Origin of the sequence: Pseudomonas nitroreducens (assembly GCF_010994165.1) — a bacterium.
In the GTDB taxonomy this organism is placed as follows: domain Bacteria; phylum Pseudomonadota; class Gammaproteobacteria; order Pseudomonadales; family Pseudomonadaceae; genus Pseudomonas; species Pseudomonas nitroreducens.
Map to the genome: position 1 here is coordinate 503431 of NZ_WMBX01000004.1, position 15341 is coordinate 518771.

15 protein-coding genes are annotated in these 15341 nt (G+C 66.1%); 14 read left to right on the forward strand and 1 reads right to left on the reverse strand.

The features are described from left to right. The first annotated feature begins 149 nt into the window (after nucleotides 1-149). The 14 genes from GJV37_RS19925 (at nucleotide 150) to GJV37_RS19990 (ending at nucleotide 13569) form a co-directional block, all read left to right on the forward strand. The gene (locus tag GJV37_RS19925) at nucleotides 150-515 is read left to right on the forward strand and encodes a response regulator (protein ID WP_024766255.1); all 366 of its coding nucleotides are present in this window, start codon (nucleotides 150-152) and stop codon (nucleotides 513-515) included. Between the two features lie 11 nt (nucleotides 516-526). Next, nucleotides 527-2428 carry a chemotaxis protein CheA gene (locus GJV37_RS19930; RefSeq protein WP_170858103.1) on the forward strand — a complete coding sequence of 634 codons (1902 nt, stop codon included), beginning with the start codon at nucleotides 527-529 and terminating at the stop codon, nucleotides 2426-2428. After that, complete coding sequence (locus GJV37_RS19935; protein ID WP_037012409.1) at nucleotides 2415-2900, forward strand: chemotaxis protein CheW; 486 nt, start codon at nucleotides 2415-2417, stop codon at nucleotides 2898-2900. Before GJV37_RS19930 ends, GJV37_RS19935 begins: the two co-directional genes overlap by 14 nt. Nucleotides 2901-2921: 21 nt before the next feature. Then, on the forward strand, nucleotides 2922-4946 hold the full coding sequence (locus tag GJV37_RS19940; RefSeq protein ID WP_038803469.1) for a methyl-accepting chemotaxis protein: 2025 nt from the start codon (nucleotides 2922-2924) through the stop codon (nucleotides 4944-4946). A gap of 358 nt (nucleotides 4947-5304) precedes the next feature. After that, nucleotides 5305-6147 carry a CheR family methyltransferase gene (locus tag GJV37_RS19945; protein ID WP_065086404.1) on the forward strand — a complete coding sequence of 281 codons (843 nt, stop codon included), beginning with the start codon at nucleotides 5305-5307 and terminating at the stop codon, nucleotides 6145-6147. Beyond that, complete coding sequence (cheD, locus tag GJV37_RS19950; protein ID WP_024766251.1) at nucleotides 6147-6740, forward strand: chemoreceptor glutamine deamidase CheD; 594 nt, start codon at nucleotides 6147-6149, stop codon at nucleotides 6738-6740. The genes GJV37_RS19945 and cheD overlap by 1 nt, the downstream gene beginning before the upstream one ends. A gap of 15 nt (nucleotides 6741-6755) precedes the next feature. Continuing rightward, complete coding sequence (locus GJV37_RS19955) at nucleotides 6756-7811, forward strand: protein-glutamate methylesterase/protein-glutamine glutaminase (RefSeq protein WP_169889239.1); 1056 nt, start codon at nucleotides 6756-6758, stop codon at nucleotides 7809-7811. Between the two features lie 190 nt (nucleotides 7812-8001). After that, nucleotides 8002-9990, forward strand: a complete 1989-nt coding sequence (gene siaA / locus GJV37_RS19960) for a biofilm regulation protein phosphatase SiaA (RefSeq protein WP_024766250.1) — start codon at nucleotides 8002-8004, stop codon at nucleotides 9988-9990. A gap of 10 nt (nucleotides 9991-10000) precedes the next feature. Beyond that, the gene (siaB, locus tag GJV37_RS19965) at nucleotides 10001-10543 is read left to right on the forward strand and encodes a biofilm regulation protein kinase SiaB (protein WP_024766249.1); all 543 of its coding nucleotides are present in this window, start codon (nucleotides 10001-10003) and stop codon (nucleotides 10541-10543) included. 25 nt (nucleotides 10544-10568) lie between these two features. Further along, entirely contained in the window at nucleotides 10569-10949 is a 381-nt protein-coding gene (gene siaC, locus GJV37_RS19970; protein ID WP_024766248.1) for a biofilm regulation phosphoprotein SiaC, read from the forward strand. 5 nt (nucleotides 10950-10954) lie between these two features. After that, complete coding sequence (siaD, locus tag GJV37_RS19975; protein WP_024766247.1) at nucleotides 10955-11743, forward strand: biofilm regulation diguanylate cyclase SiaD; 789 nt, start codon at nucleotides 10955-10957, stop codon at nucleotides 11741-11743. 89 nt (nucleotides 11744-11832) lie between these two features. Next, the gene (locus GJV37_RS19980) at nucleotides 11833-12636 is read left to right on the forward strand and encodes an NYN domain-containing protein (protein WP_024766246.1); all 804 of its coding nucleotides are present in this window, start codon (nucleotides 11833-11835) and stop codon (nucleotides 12634-12636) included. Between the two features lie 87 nt (nucleotides 12637-12723). Then, nucleotides 12724-13038 carry a DUF2845 domain-containing protein gene (locus GJV37_RS19985; RefSeq protein ID WP_024766245.1) on the forward strand — a complete coding sequence of 105 codons (315 nt, stop codon included), beginning with the start codon at nucleotides 12724-12726 and terminating at the stop codon, nucleotides 13036-13038. A gap of 105 nt (nucleotides 13039-13143) precedes the next feature. Further along, nucleotides 13144-13569 carry a GNAT family N-acetyltransferase gene (locus GJV37_RS19990; protein ID WP_024766244.1) on the forward strand — a complete coding sequence of 142 codons (426 nt, stop codon included), beginning with the start codon at nucleotides 13144-13146 and terminating at the stop codon, nucleotides 13567-13569. A 106-nt stretch (nucleotides 13570-13675) separates the two neighbouring features. On the opposite strand, the gene GJV37_RS19995 is transcribed toward GJV37_RS19990, so the two are convergent. Next, nucleotides 13676-15172 carry a CoA-acylating methylmalonate-semialdehyde dehydrogenase gene (locus tag GJV37_RS19995; protein ID WP_024766243.1) on the reverse strand — a complete coding sequence of 499 codons (1497 nt, stop codon included), beginning with the start codon at nucleotides 15170-15172 and terminating at the stop codon, nucleotides 13676-13678. Between the last annotated feature and the right edge of the window lie 169 nt (nucleotides 15173-15341).

Below are 15341 nucleotides of genomic sequence, written 5' to 3' on the forward strand. Positions count from 1 at the left end.
GCAGTCCGTCATTGCCCGCTTTAACGAACACTGGCTGGCCAACCTCGCCCTGATCGGCTGAGCCCCACACCCTTTCCGCGCGCCGGGATGGCGCGAGTTCCGCGCGCCTGGCGACAAGCAACGCATTGCACCCAAGGAGAATCAACGCAATGGGAAAACAGATTCTGATCGTCGATGACTCGGCCTCCATCCGGCAAATGCTGAGCTTCACGCTCAAGTCCGCCGGCTACGAGGTGGACGAGGCCGTGGACGGCAAGGACGGCCTGGGCAAAGCCCAGCGCAAGTCCTACCAACTGGTCTTCACCGACCAGAACATGCCGAACATGGACGGCCTGTCGCTGATCCGCAGCCTGCGCGACATGGCCGGCTACCGCAGCACGCCGATCCTGATGCTCACCACCGAGTCCAGCGACGCCATGAAACAGCAGGGCAAGAGCGCCGGCGCCACCGGCTGGCTGGTCAAGCCGTTCGACCCGCCGAAACTGCTGGAAGTGACCCGCAAGGTCCTGCCCTAGGGGAACCCTGAATGGCTACCGGTATGGAGCAATTCCTCCAGGTCTTCTTCGAGGAAACCGACGAACACCTGGCGACGCTCGAACTCCTGCTGATCGGGCTCGACCTCGATCAGCCGGACGCCGAGACGCTCAATGGCATCTTCCGTGCGGCGCACTCGATCAAGGGCTCCAGCGGCATGTTCGGCTTCGACGACCTGACCGCCGTGACCCACGAACTGGAGACGCTGCTCGACCGCATCCGTTGCGGGCAGACTGCCCTGCACGTGGACATGATCGGCGCCTTTCTCGAAGCCCGCGACGTATTGCAGCGCCTGCTCGACGCACACCGCAGCCAGGTACCCGATCCGGACGTGCCCGTCGCCGCCACCGTGGAGCGCCTGCGCGCCTGGCTGGCAGCACCGGCCGCGGCACCTACCGATGACCACTCCGCCCTGTTCGAAGACACTCCTGTCGCGGCAGAAGCCGGCGCCAGCGACGAGGACTTCGGCTTCTTCGACGATGCGCCCGGCACGCCCGGCGCCAGCGCAGCGGTCGCCAGCAGCGACGACGATTTCGGTTTCTTCGACGACGCCCCCGGCGCGCCAGGCGCCAGCCCCCTCGAGCCCTACGGCATCTTCGACAAGGCACCGGGCGCCCCCGCCGCCGCTCCAGCCGCCGCCAGCGAAGCGCCGAAAGCCGCACCGACCGTGGCGAAAGCAGCCGCCGCGCCGCGCAGCGACAGTGAATCCAGCTCCATCCGCGTCAGCGTCGAGAAGATCGACAGCCTGATCAACCTGGTGGGCGAGCTGGTGATCACCCAGGCCATGCTCAGCCAGCTCAGCGAAGACCTCGACCCGACGCACTTCGAGCGCCTGCAACAGGCCCTGGCGCAGCTGGAACACAACACCCGCGACCTGCAGGAATCGGTGATGTCGATCCGCATGCTGCCGATCAGCTTCATCTTCAGCCGCTTCCCGCGCCTGGTGCACGACACCTCCGCGCGCCTGGGCAAGCAGGTCGAACTGATCCTCCAGGGCGAGCACACCGAGCTGGACAAGAGCGTCATCGAAAAGCTCAGCGACCCGCTCACCCACATCGTGCGCAACAGCATCGACCACGGCATCGAAACGCCCGCCGAACGCCTGGCGGCCGGCAAGCCGGCGCAGGGCTCGGTGAAACTCGCCGCCAGCCACCAGGGCGGCAGCGTGGTGGTGGAAATCTCCGATGACGGCCGCGGTCTGTCCCGCGAACGCATCCTCGCCAAAGCCCGCGAGAAGGGCCTGCCGGTGCACGACGGGATGAGCGACGCGGACGTCTGGCAATTGATCTTCATGCCGGGGTTCTCCACCGCCGAAGCGGTCACCGAGCTATCCGGCAGGGGCGTGGGCATGGACGTGGTGCGGCGCAACATCCAGGCCATGGGCGGGCGGATCGACATCGACTCCGCGCCCGGCATGGGAACCCGCATGAGCATCCGTCTGCCGCTGACCCTGGCCATCCTCGATGGTCTGATCGTCGCGGTGGAGCAGGTCAACTACGTGGTACCGCTGACCTACATCGTCGAATCGCTGCAGGCCCGCGCCGACGATGTGCGCGGCCTCGCCGGCGAGGAGTCGACGGTGATCCGCGTGCGCGGCGAATACCTGCCGCTGTTCTCCCTCAACCAGTTGCTGCGCATCGGCGCCGAGCCCATGCCGGCGGAGCAGGGGATCGTGGTGATCCTCGAATCCGAGGGCAAGAGCTTTGCCCTGCAGGTGGACGAACTGGTCGGCCAGCAGCAGGTGGTGATCAAGAGCCTGGAACAGAACTTCCGCCGGATCGACGGGATCGCCGGCGCCACCATCATGGGTGACGGCAGCGTCGCCCTGATCCTCGATGTCGATGCCCTGCCACGTCTGGCGGCACAAGGAGAGCCCACCCATGAGCGCAGCTGAAGCCAGCGCAGCAAGCAGCCCGGTGCAGGAGTACCTGACCTTCACCCTGGGCCGCGAGGAATACGCCATCGATATCCTGCGGGTGCAGGAGATCCGTGGCTACGACCAGGTCACGGCGATCGCCAACGCCCCCGCCTTCATCAAGGGCGTGATCAACCTGCGCGGCGCCATCGTTCCCATCGTCGACCTGCGCATCAAGTTCAACCTGGCCGACATCAGCTACGACCAGTTCACCGTGGTGATCATCCTCAACGTCGGCCGGCGCATCGTTGGCGCGGTGGTGGATTCGGTCTCCGACGTGATCGCCCTGGCCGGCGAGGAAATCAAGCCGCGCCCGGAATTCGCCGCCAGCTTCGACACCGAGTACCTGCTGGGCCTGGCCACCGCGGGTGAGCGGATGCTCATCCTGGTGGACATCGAAAAACTCATGACCAGCCGTGAGATGGCGCTGGTCGACGAAACCGCCGCCTGATCGCGACCGAGGACAAACAACATGGGTCTGTTCAACGCACACGCCGTGGCGCAGCAACGCGCCGACCGCATCACCGCCATCCTCCACAGCCTGGTCGACGGCAACCTCGACGTCGCCATCGGCGAAGCCCCGGCCGCCGGCTACGAGCGCCTGTACGACGGGCTGCGCAATGTCCAGCGCAGCCTGCGCGAGCAGCGCACTGAACTGGCCCAGGCCGAAGCCCTGGAGGCCGGGCTGGTGGAGATGACGCGCCAGCACGAGCTGGGCTGGATCGACGAGGTGATCCCGGTGGACAAGTTCGCCGGCCGCCCGGCGCGCATCGCCAAGGGCATCAACGACCTGGTCGCCGCGCACATCGCGGTGAAGATGAAGGTGGTTGCTACCGTGACCGCCTACGGCAAGGGTGACTACTCGGTGGAGATGGACCGCCTGCCGGGCAAGAAAGCCATCATCACCGAGGCCATCGACGGCGTGCGCGACAGCCTCAAGGCCAACGCCGATGCCGCCGAGTACAACGCGCGGATCAAGAGTGCGCTGGATAACGTCTCGGCCAACGTGATGATCGCCAACAACGATCTCGACATCATCTACATGAACCGCACCGTCACCGAGATGCTCGGCAATGCCGAGGCCGACATCCGCAAGCAACTGCCGAACTTCAACGCCAGCCGCCTGATGGGCGCCAACATCGACATGTTCCACAAGAACCCGGCGCACCAGCGCGGCATGCTCGCGCACCTCACCGCGCGGCATAAGGCCGAGCTGAGCCTGGGCGGCCGCCGCTTCGCCCTGGACGTGGTGCCGGTGTTCAACGATGCCGGCGAGCGCCTGGGTTCGGCGGTGCAATGGACCGACCGCACCGAGGAGTTCCGCGCCGAGCAGGAAGTCTCGCAACTGGTGGACGCCGCCGTCGCCGGCGACTTCAGCAAGCGCATCGAGGCCTCCAACAAAGAGGGCTTCTTCCTGAAGATCGCCACCGGTCTGAACAGCCTGGTGGACACCGCCGACAAGGGCCTGCGCGATGTCACCCGGGTGCTCGGCGCCCTGGCCCAGGGCGACCTGACCCAGCGCATCGACGCCGATTACCAGGGCACCTTCGGCGAGCTCAAGGACTACGCCAACGAGACCGCGCAGAGCCTGTCGCGCATGCTCGGGCAGATCCGCGAAGCCGCCGACACCATCCACACCGCCGCCAGCGAGATCGCCAGCGGCAACGCCGAACTCTCCACCCGCACCGAGCAGCAGGCCTCCAGCCTGGAAGAGACCGCCTCGAGCATGGAAGAGCTGACCAGCACGGTGAAGCTCAACGCCGAGAACGCGCGCCAGGCCAATTCGCTGGCGGTGAACGCTTCCGAAGTCGCCACCGAGGGCGGCAGCGTGGTGCAGAAGGTGGTGGGCACCATGTCGGCCATCAACGACTCGGCGCGCAAGATCGCCGACATCATCGGGGTGATCGACGGCATCGCCTTCCAGACCAACATCCTCGCGCTCAACGCCGCGGTGGAAGCCGCCCGCGCCGGCGAGCAGGGCCGCGGCTTCGCCGTGGTGGCCGGTGAAGTGCGCACCCTGGCGCAGCGCTCCGCCGCCGCCGCCAAGGAGATCAAGACGCTGATCAACGACTCGGTGGACAAGGTCGAGAGCGGCAACACCCTGGTCGCCCAGGCCGGCCAGACCATGAGCGACATCGTGGTGGCGATCAAGCGCGTCACCGACATCATGGCGGAGATCGCCGCCGCCAGCGCTGAGCAGAGCAGCGGCATCGAGGAGGTGAACGGCGCCGTGTCGCAGATGGACGAAATGACCCAGCAGAACGCCGCGCTGGTGGAAGAAGCCGCCGCCTCGGCCGAGGCCCTGCAGGAGCAGGCCGGCATGCTCAACCAGCAGGTCGGGGTGTTCAAGCTCGAATCCATCGCGGCCACCGTGGTGCCGCTGGCCTCCGCCCGCCCGGCCCGCGCCGAGCCGGTGGCGCACGCCTCGCGCGCCGCTCGCGGCGTGGCCAAGGCGGTACGCGCCAAGGGCAAGGAAGACGACTGGGAAGAGTTCTGATCGGGCGGGGCTGAAGGATGGCGGCGGCCGGAGCAATGGGAGGGTCGGCTGCCGCGCGCGGGCCAGGGATGGTCAGGCGATGGTTGCTGGTGTGGGTGCCAAAAGCCCCTCACCCTAACCCTCTCCCAAAGGGAGAGGGGACTGATAGGCATGGCTGGAAGTACCGCGACACCCGGAGACACCGAACGGCCCCCTCTCCCCCTGGGAGAGGGCTGGGGTGAGGGAAACGTCCAGCACAGAACCTTCCCGATCCAACGAAGCAGGGCGGATAACGCCAAAGGCGTTATCCGCCATCGCGGCCAATCACCCATTCCGGGTCATGCGCCTCGGCAATCCGTCCACGCAGTGAGACCCACCAATGCCCATCCACCTGCCCGCCCCCGAGCACGAATTCCACTACACCCGCCGGGACTTCCAGCAGGTGCGCGAGCGCTTGTACCGGCACGCCGGCATCAGCCTCTCGGAGAACAAGCAGCAGCTGGTCTACAGCCGCCTCTCGCGACGCCTGCGCAGCCTGCGCCTGGGCAGCTTCGCCGAGTACTTCGCCTACCTGGAAAGCCATGAGGAAGAGTGGCAGCAGTTCGTTAACGCACTGACCACCAACCTCACCGCCTTCTTCCGCGAGAAGCATCATTTCGACCACCTGGGGCGCTTCGCCGCCGAGCAGCTGGGCGACCACCAGCCGCTGCGCTTCTGGTCCACCGCCTCGAGCACCGGCGAGGAGCCCTACTCCATGGCCATGACCCTGGTGGACGCACTGGGCAGCTTCGCCCCGCCCATCGAGCTGATCGCCTCGGACATCGATACCGGCGTACTCGGCCAGGCGCGCCAGGGCATCTATCCGCTGGAGCGCATCGAGGCGCTGAGTCCTGCGCAGAAAAAGCGCTTCTTCCTCCGCGGCACCGGCGGCAACGCCGGCAAGGCGCGGGTGGTGCGCGAGCTGCGGCAGATGATCGATTACCGGCAGATCAATCTGCTGGACCGCGACTGGGGTATCCCCGGCAACCTGGACGCAATCTTCTGCCGCAACGTGATGATCTATTTCGACAAGCCGACCCAGACCCGCCTGCTCGAACGCATGGTGCGCCTGCTGCGGCCGGGCGGGCTGTTCTTCGCCGGGCACTCGGAAAACTTCGTCCACGCCAGCCACCTGGTCCGCTCGGTAGGGCGCACAACCTACCAGGCGGTGGGGAGCCATTGATGGGCGCCGCCCTCGACCAACCCAATCGCTACTACGACCCGCGCTTCGGCATGGAAGCGGTGAAGCTGCTGCCCGGCGAGTGCTACGTCACCGCCGAGCCACTGATGCTGGTCACCGTGCTCGGCTCCTGTGTCTCGGTCTGCCTGCGCGACCGCAGCAGCGGGCTGGGCGGCATGAACCACTTCATGCTGCCCGGCGACACCGGCGTGCAGGGCCTGCTGTCCAACTCCGGGCGCTACGGCGTGCACGCCATGGACCTGCTGATCAACGGCCTGATGCGTCGCGGCGGCCAGCGCCGGCACTTCGAGGCCAAGGTGTTCGGCGGTGGCTCGGTGTTGAAGAATCTCAGTGCCGACGTCGGCCAGCGCAACGTCGAATTCGTCCTCGACTACCTGGACAACGAAGGCATCCCGCTGGCCGCCCAGGACTTGCTCGACGTGCACCCGCGCAAGGTCTACTTCTTTCCCGGCAGCGGCCGGGTGCTGGTGCGCAAGCTGCGCACCCTGGCCAACGATACGGTGCTGCAACGCGAGCGGCAGTACTGCCAGCAACTGTCCCGCCGGGAGCGCGGCGGGAGCATTGACCTGTTCTGAACGGAGGGACGCCCGATGACCGTCAAGGTGCTGATCGTCGACGACTCGGCGCTGATTCGCAGCCTGCTCAAGGACATCATCCAGAACGACCCGGAACTGCAGTTGGTGGGCGCCGCGCCCGACGCCTTCGTTGCCCGCGACCTGATCAAGCAGCACGCGCCGCACGTCATCACCCTCGACGTGGAAATGCCGCGCATGGACGGCCTGACTTTCCTCGACAAGCTGATGAAAGGCCGACCGACGCCGGTGCTGATGATCTCCTCGCTGACCGAGAAGGGTTCCGAAGCCACCCTGCGCGCCCTGGAGTTGGGCGCCATCGACTTCATCGCCAAGCCGCGCCTGGGCATCGCCGAAGGCATGCAGGCCTATGCCGAGGAAATCTGCGCCAAGCTCAAGGCCGCCGCCCGCGCCCGGCTGCCCCGCGCCCGCCCCGCCACCGTCGCGGGTGCACCGGCAACGAGCAGCGCGCCGCTGCTGAGCACCGAGAAGATTTTTGCCATCGGCGCCTCCACCGGCGGTACCGAGGCCATCAAGGAAGTCCTGCTCGGCTTGCCGCCGGACTGCCCCGGCACCGTCGTGACCCTGCACATGCCGCCAGGCTTCACCAAGTCCTACGCCGAGCGACTGGACCGTCAGACGCGCTTGTCCGTGCGCGAGGCCCGCGATGGCGACCGCATCCTCCCCGGCCACGTGCTGCTCGCCCCTGGCGATTACCACATGGAAGTGCAGCGCAGCGGTGCCAACTACGTGGTGCGCCTGCACCGCGAGGCGGCGGTGAACGGCCACCGGCCGGCGGTGGATGTAATGTTCAACTCCCTCGCCCGCTGTGCCGGGCGCAACCTCATCGCTGCCCTGCTCACCGGCATGGGCAAGGATGGGGCCCGCGGCTTGCAGGCGATCCGCCAAGCCGGCGGCCACACCGTCGCCCAGGACGAGGCCACCTGCGTGGTCTACGGCATGCCCCGCGAGGCAGTGGAACTGGGCGCCGCCAAGGAAGTCCTGCCGCTGGAGCGCATCGCCGGGTCTCTCCTACAACAGGCGCGACAGAGCGGAAGTGGGAACCGCGTCTAGTTATGAGGGAATCATCCGGTACAGCTGCGCGACTTTTCACACAGGGTCTAGACTCGGGCCAATTGACCGGCGCCAATTATATGGCGATCCGATATCAATTTGGTTTGATTGTGCCCGTATACAAAATGCACAATTGAGCTTTCGCCAAAAGACCGGCACACGGCGGGCGACACGGGGATATGAGATAGCCATGGCGGCAAGATGGGGGTTGCGCGGCAAATCGGTGGTGGCATTGCTCATCGCCTGTCTCCTGGCGCTGGTACCGGCGGTGATGCTGGGCTGGAAGGCCATGGAAGACATCCGCACGCATTTCGGCCTCGCCTTCGCGAGAAACTTCACGCTGCTCAACCAGCAGAAGATCATCGCACCGGTAATCCGCGAACTGGCGCTGTCGCGGCGCCTGGCCGAATCGGTGGTGACCCAGGACTGGCTGCTGGCCGAAAACGACCCGGCGCGCCGCTCGCTGTTCTTCCGCGAGGCCGAAGGCTTCCGCGCCGACCAGCACAACTATTCCTATTTCGTCGTGGTGGACTCCTCGCGCCACTACTACTTCAACGACTCCAGCTCGCCGCTCTCCAACTCCCCGCGCTACACCCTGAGCGACACCGACCCGCAGGACCGCTGGTACTTCGATACCCTCGCCCGCGACGAGACCTACAACATCAACGTCAACTACGACGCCAAGCTGAAGGTCACCAAGGTCTGGTTCAACATGGTCGTACGCGCCGGCAACGAGAAGGTCGGCCTGGCCGGTGGCGGCCTGGACCTTACCGAATTCCTCGACCAGTTCATCTCCCGCCGCGAGGCCGGGGTAACACCCATGATCGTCGACCCGGACGGCGCCATCCAGGCGCACCCGGACACCAGGCTGATCGCCTATTCCTCCGGCTCCAGTGGCCAGGCCAAGCACCACGTGTTCGACCTGCTGGGCAATGACCAGGAGCGCACCGCCCTGCGCCAGACCCTGCGCCAGGCCGAGGCCAACCCCGGCGAAGTGGAAACCATGTGGGGCACCATCGACGGCAAGGAACAGCTGATCGCCACCGCCTACATCCCGCAGCTGCGCTGGCACGTGCTCAGCGCCATCGACCTGCACGCCGCCCAGGTGCTCGACAGCCGCTGGATCTGGCCGCTGGTGGGCACCCTCGCCGGGTTGCTGGCGATCCTGCTGATCGGCTTCGCCTACACCGTCGACCTGCTGGTGCTGCGCCCGCTGCGCGGCCTCAAGCAGTCGGCCAAGGCGATTGCCGCCGGGCAGTACGACAGCCCGCTGCCGCGCACCCGCCCGGACGAGATCGGCGAGCTTTCCAGCGCCTTCGCCAGCATGGCCGACCAGGTCCGCCGGCACACCGAGGAGCTGGAAGACAAGGTCCAGCAGCGCACCCAGGCGCTGGAAAAGGCTAACCGCGAGATGGCCGCCGCACAGAAGAAGATCGGCGACTCCATCGACTACGCCAGCCTGATCCAGCGCGCCATCCTCCCCGACCGCCAGCTGAAGGCGTCCCTGGGCGAGCACCACTTCGTCCTGTGGAAGCCGCGCGACGTGGTCGGTGGCGACTTCTACATCTATCGCGAAGGCCCAGTGGACAGCCTGATCGGCGTGGTGGACTGCGCTGGCCACGGCGTGCCCGGCGCGCTGATGACCATGCTCGCCCTGGCCGCCATCGACCACGCCATCGACAGCGTAAAAAGCCACGATCCGGCCGCCATCCTGCATGAAACCGACCACGTGATGCGCGGCATGCTCGGGCAGGAGGAGTTCACTCACTCGCTGGCCACCAACATGGACGCAGGCCTGGTGCGTGTCGACCACCAGAGCAAACTGCTGCATTTCTCCGGGGCGAAGATTTCCCTGTTCGCCAGCGACGGCAACGACGTGCGCGAATACAAGGGCGCGCGCCGCGCCATCGGCGACAAGCGCCAGGGCGACTATCAGGACGTGGAAATCCCGATGGAAGCCGGCTGGACCTATTACCTGTGCACCGACGGCTTCCTCGACCAGGCCGGCGGCGAGCACGGCTTCGGCTTCGGCAACAGCCGCTTCGCCGCCCTGCTGCGCAACCACGCCCGCCGACCATTGGCAGAGCAGGCCGACGTATTCGCCGCTACCCTCGCCCAGTATCAAGGCGAGCAGCCGCAGCGCGACGACATCACCATTCTCTCTTTCCGCTTCGACTAGGGGTTAATCCATGGAATCGCTAGATCTGTTGGCCATGCGCGAGAGCTACACCCGGCAACGCATATTGCTCTGCTTCAACGGGCCCATCTCGCGCAGCCTGATCGAGGAGATCGGCCACGCGCTGCGCAACTACATGCAGGCCGAGCAGGCCCACCCCAGCGAAGCGATGGACGTGTTCGCCGTCTACATCGAGATGACCCAGAACATCCGCCACTACGCCTCCCTGCGCGGCTACAACGACCAGGAAGCCTCGGCCACCGTGGCCATTGCCCGCGACGACGAAGGCCACTACGTGGTCTCCGCCGGCAACCTGGTGGAGCTGGCCGACGGCCAGGGCCTGGTACGCAGCATCGAGGCCATCGCCGGGCTGGACAAGGCCCAGCTCAAGGCCGCCTACAAGGAACAGCTGCGCCGCCCGCGCGACGCCGAAGCCTCCACCGGCGCCGGCCTGGGCCTGCTGGACATTGCCCGCAAGTCCAGCGCGCCACTGAAGACCTCACTCACCGAACAACCCGACGGCCGCGCCTTCTTCAGCCTGCGCGCCGTGATCTGATCTGCGAAATTCAGGAAGACCCGATATGAGCGATCTCCACGTCAACGGCACCCAATCCACCCCACAGATCCACGGCGACTGGCAGGCCGGCATCCTCGCGATGCAGGGCGACTCCTACCCGGAGAACTCCTATGAGCTGTTCGGCCAGGTCATCGAATGGGTCGAGCGCTTCCTCACCCAGGAACAGCGCCCGCTGGAACTCGACCTGCGCCTGCTGTACCTCAACACCAGCTCGATCAAGGCCATGATGGACATCTTCGACCTGCTCGAAGAAGCCCACGGCCAGGGCCGCACCACCCGCGTGGCATGGCACTATGACCGACGCAACGAACGCGTCGCCGAACTGGCCGAGGAATTCCGCGAGGACTGTACCTTCCCGTTCGTCATCCAAGCCTACGACGAGTAAGTGCCATGACTAGCGAGCGCGAGCTGGACCTGCTGATCGAAGACCTGCTGGCCGACCCACAGTACGAAGGGCACCCCCTGCGCGAGGCCCTGTACCAGAAGCACCAGCAGTCCCTCGACCAGCTCGCGCGCCTGGAGCGCATCGCGCGGATTTCCGACGGCTTCCAGTCCATGGCCCGGCAGCAGAACAGCACACTGTCCGAGCGCTACCACAAGCAACTGCGCCAGCTGGAAAAGGTCGCGCGCATCTCCGACCGCTACCAGGACATGATGCGCGACCTCAACGTCGCGCTGAAGGAAGCCTCGACCCACGACACCCTCACCGGCATCGCCAACCGCCGACTGCTGATGGAGCGCCTGCGCGAGGAAAGCGAGCGCGCCCAGCGCCACGGCGAGTCCTACGTGCTGGCCATGCTCGACGTCGATCGCTTCAAGCAGGTCAACGACACCTGGGGCCACGAAGTCGGCGACCGCGTGCTGGTGGAAATCGGCCGCGCCATGGAGTCCGCCCTGCGCCAGTACGACCTCTGCGGCCGCTGGGGCGGCGAGGAGTTCCTGCTGATCCTGCCGGATACTCGCCTCACCGACGCCGCCGCGATCATCGAGCGCGTGCGCAACGACATCCGCTGCCTCGCCGTGCGCGTGGGCACCAATGCCCTGTCCGTGACCGCCAGCTTCGGCGTCGCCGAGCATCATCCGGGCGAAAGCTATTCCCAGACCCTGAGCCGGGCCGACGCCGCCCTGCTGGACGCCAAGCGCAGCGGGCGGGACAAATGCGAGTTCGCCACCGATTGAACGAACGCCGACGCGAGCACGCGTTCACGCAGGTGGTATCCGCAGCCCAATCCGATTAAGGTCCAAGGACCGCAAGGAAAGGATGCAACATGGCCACCAGATCCCCCACCCCGCGCCAGCAGACGCACCTCGCCGTCCTGATCGACGCCGACAACGCCCCCGCCGCCATTGTCGAGGGCCTGTTCGAGGAAATCGCCAAGTACGGCGTCGCCAGCGTCAAGCGCATCTATGGCGACTGGACCAAGCCCAACCTGGGCAAGTGGAAGCAGGTGCTGCTGGACCACTCCATCCAGCCCATGCAGCAGTTCGCCTACACCAGCGGCAAGAACGCCACCGACAGCGCGCTGATCATCGACGCCATGGACCTGCTCTACACCCGCCGCTTCGACGGCTTCTGCCTGGTCTCCAGCGACAGCGACTTCACCCGCCTGGCCGCACGCCTGCGCGAGGAAGGGCTGACGGTCTACGGCTTCGGCGAGGAGAAGACGCCCAAGCCGTTCGTCTCTGCCTGCGACAAGTTCATCTACACCGAAATCCTCCGCGCCACGCCCGAAGCCCCCGTCGAGCCGGTGCCCGTCACCGACAAGACGGCCGCCCCGAGCGCCAACGACACGCCCAAACCCGCGGCCAAGCGCAAATCGCAAAAGGTCCCGCTGGACTTCATCGCCAAGGTGCTCGACGACATCGACGGCGACGATGACGACTGGGTCCAGCTGGGCGCTCTGGGGCAGAACATCGGCAAGCTGCAACCCGCGTTCGACCCGCGTCTGTATGGCTTCAAGAAGCTCAGCGACCTGATCAAGGGCCACCCCAAGCGCTTCGAGCTGCAGGCACGCGGCGGCGGTAGCGGCGGCAAGGACCTGTATGTGCGCAACGTGGGCACCGCGCGCTGAGAACATCGCCCTGCACTGCCCCCGCTCAACGAACACGCCACGCCTGACGGTTAAAGTCGGGCGTGAGCACCTCTGCGGAGCAATCCCATGCGCTTTCTGCTGATCCCCCTGCTGGCCCTGCTCGCTGCGAGCGGCGCCCATGCCGGCACATTGCGCTGCGGCACCAGCCTGATCAACGAAGGCGATCCGATGGACGAAGTCCTCGCCAAGTGCGGCGAGCCTGCCAAACGTGTGATCGTCCCTCCCAGGCCTCCTCGGCGCGACTCGACCGGTAAGCTCATTCCTGGCGAAGCCCAGCTGGAAACCTGGATGTACGGCCCCAGCGGCGGGGCCTACCGTTACCTGTTCTTCCGCGATACCAAGCTGCTGTCGATCAACATGTCGCGCAAGGAGCTACTCTGAGCTTCCCGCGCCACTCGTCCCAGCACGCCCGCCGCTACCAAAGACGCCTACCCATGGCGGCGGCATCTCCCTAGACTGGTCGCCTTCGCCAATCCGGAGGGCACCATGCAAACCACCTTCAACTTCACCCTCGGCATCGACCCGCAGGCGCGCGACGTCGTGGTCAAGGGCCTGCTCGCCTACAACCTCGGGCAGATGGGCCGCAGCAACACCTACGACGACTTCGAACTCTACGCCCGCGACCCGGATGGCGAAGTGGTCGGCGGCATGTTCGGCCAATCCGGCATGGGCTGGCTCTACATCGACTACCTCTGGCTGCAGGACGACCAGCGCGGCAGCGGCCTGGGCAGCCAGCTCATCGCCCTGGCCGAAGACGAAGCCCGCCGCCGCGGCTGCGTCGGCCTGTTCCTCTACACCTACAGCTTCCAGGCCCCCGGCTTCTACGAGAAACAGGGCTTCGAGCGCATGGGCGTGCTCGAGGATTGCCCGCCGGGGCATCAGCGCATCTACCTGAAGAAGCATTTGGGCTGATTGCCGGGCTCAAAGCAGGCGAGACCATTCTCACGCCGCGCCTGCGCTCCCCTGAAAACGAAAAAGGCCGGTCAACTGACCGGCCTTTTTCTTCACCTATTCACCATCAGCCATTGCTGGGGAAGGCGAACTGCGCCGCTTCGTGCGACTTGCGCTGCGGCCAGCGCTGGGTGATGGCCTTGCGCTTGGTGTAGAAGCGCACGCCATCCGGGCCGTAGGCGTGCAGGTCGCCGAACAGCGAACGCTTCCAGCCGCCGAAGCTGTGGTAGGCCACCGGTACCGGCAGCGGTACGTTGACGCCGACCATGCCGACTTCGATCTCGTCGCAGAACAGGCGCGCCGCTTCACCGTCGCGGGTGAAGATGCAGGTGCCGTTGCCGTATTCGTGGTCGTTGATCAGTTGCATGGCTTCTTCCAGGCTGTTCACGCGCACGATGCACAGCACCGGGCCGAAGATTTCTTCCTGGTAGATGGTCATGTCCGGGGTCACCTTGTCGAACAGGGTGCCGCCGACGAAGAAGCCGTTCTCATGACCGGCGACCTTGTAGTTGCGGCCGTCGACCAGCAGCTGGGCGCCCTGCTCGACACCGGCGTCGATGTAGCCGGTGACTTTCTGCTGGGCAGCGCCGGTAACCAGCGGGCCCATGTCCAGGCCGCAGGAGGTGCCGGCGCCGATTTTCAGGGCCTTGATCTGCGGAACGATCTTCTCGACCAGCGCGTCGCCGATCTGGTCGCCCACGCACACGGCCACGGAGATTGCCATGCAGCGCTCGCCGCAGGAGCCGTAGGCCGCCCCCATCAGGGCGCTGACGGCGTTGTCCAGGTCGCAGTCGGGCATCAGCACGGCGTGGTTCTTGGCGCCGCCCAGGGCCTGTACGCGCTTGCCGCGCTTGGTGCCTTCGGAATAGATGTACTCGGCGATCGGGGTCGAACCGACGAAGCTCAGGGCTTTGACTTCCGGGGCCTCGATCAGCGCGTCGACGGCGGTCTTGTCGCCGTGCACCACGTTCAGCACGCCCTTGGGCAGGCCGGCTTCTTCGAACAGTTCGGCGATCAGCAGGGTGGAGCTCGGGTCACGCTCGGACGGCTTGAGGATGAAGGTGTTGCCGCAGGCGATGGCCAGCGGGTACATCCACAGCGGCACCATGGCCGGGAAGTTGAACGGGGTGATGCCGGCGACCACGCCGATCGGCTGGAAGTCGCTCCAGGCGTCGATGTTCGGGCCGACGTTGCGGCTGTATTCGCCCTTGAGGATTTCCGGGGCGGCGCTGGCGTACTCGACGTTCTCGATGCCGCGCTTGAGTTCACCGGCGGCGTCTTCCAGGGTCTTGCCGTGTTCTTCGCTGATCAGTTGGCTGATGCGCGCTTCGTTGGCTTCGAGCAGTTGCTTGAAGCGGAACAGCACCTGGGCGCGCTTGGCCGGCGGGGTGTTGCGCCAGGCCGGGAAGGCGGCCTTGGCGGCGTCGATGGCCTGCTGAACGGTTTCGCGGCTGGCCAGCGGAACCTTGCGGATGGCTTCGCCGGTGGATGGGTTGAAGACGTCGGCGGTGCGGCCGGTGTCGGCGATCATTTCGCCGCCGATCAGGTGCTTGACGGTGGTCATGGGAAGTCTCTTCTCGCTGAAAGTATTGGGGCAGGGCTCGCGAGGAGCCCCTCTCCCTAGCCCTCTCCCTGAAGGGAGAGGGGATTGTTCGGTATGAAGCGTGGGCTGCAAGGCACGCCGGCAGTCACTCTAAGGTGACTCGTCGCGGCATGCCTTCTCGCGTGCCCGC

What these genes read in the sequence shown, in the direction of transcription:
- siaB (WP_024766249.1), top strand. Translation starts at nt 10,001, where the DNA reads ATGGAATCGCTAGATCTGTTGGCCATGCGCGAGAGCTACACCCGGCAA.
- GJV37_RS19955 (WP_169889239.1), top strand. Translation starts at nt 6,756, where the DNA reads ATGACCGTCAAGGTGCTGATCGTCGACGACTCGGCGCTGATTCGCAGC.
- GJV37_RS19925 (WP_024766255.1), top strand. Translation starts at nt 150, where the DNA reads ATGGGAAAACAGATTCTGATCGTCGATGACTCGGCCTCCATCCGGCAA.
- GJV37_RS19930 (WP_170858103.1), top strand. Translation starts at nt 527, where the DNA reads ATGGCTACCGGTATGGAGCAATTCCTCCAGGTCTTCTTCGAGGAAACC.
- GJV37_RS19940 (WP_038803469.1), top strand. Translation starts at nt 2,922, where the DNA reads ATGGGTCTGTTCAACGCACACGCCGTGGCGCAGCAACGCGCCGACCGC.
- GJV37_RS19990 (WP_024766244.1), top strand. Translation starts at nt 13,144, where the DNA reads ATGCAAACCACCTTCAACTTCACCCTCGGCATCGACCCGCAGGCGCGC.
- GJV37_RS19985 (WP_024766245.1), top strand. Translation starts at nt 12,724, where the DNA reads ATGCGCTTTCTGCTGATCCCCCTGCTGGCCCTGCTCGCTGCGAGCGGC.
- GJV37_RS19935 (WP_037012409.1), top strand. Translation starts at nt 2,415, where the DNA reads ATGAGCGCAGCTGAAGCCAGCGCAGCAAGCAGCCCGGTGCAGGAGTAC.
- GJV37_RS19995 (WP_024766243.1), bottom strand. Translation starts at nt 15,172, where the DNA reads ATGACCACCGTCAAGCACCTGATCGGCGGCGAAATGATCGCCGACACC.
- GJV37_RS19945 (WP_065086404.1), top strand. Translation starts at nt 5,305, where the DNA reads ATGCCCATCCACCTGCCCGCCCCCGAGCACGAATTCCACTACACCCGC.
- siaA (WP_024766250.1), top strand. Translation starts at nt 8,002, where the DNA reads ATGGCGGCAAGATGGGGGTTGCGCGGCAAATCGGTGGTGGCATTGCTC.
- GJV37_RS19980 (WP_024766246.1), top strand. Translation starts at nt 11,833, where the DNA reads ATGGCCACCAGATCCCCCACCCCGCGCCAGCAGACGCACCTCGCCGTC.
- siaD (WP_024766247.1), top strand. Translation starts at nt 10,955, where the DNA reads ATGACTAGCGAGCGCGAGCTGGACCTGCTGATCGAAGACCTGCTGGCC.
- cheD (WP_024766251.1), top strand. Translation starts at nt 6,147, where the DNA reads ATGGGCGCCGCCCTCGACCAACCCAATCGCTACTACGACCCGCGCTTC.
- siaC (WP_024766248.1), top strand. Translation starts at nt 10,569, where the DNA reads ATGAGCGATCTCCACGTCAACGGCACCCAATCCACCCCACAGATCCAC.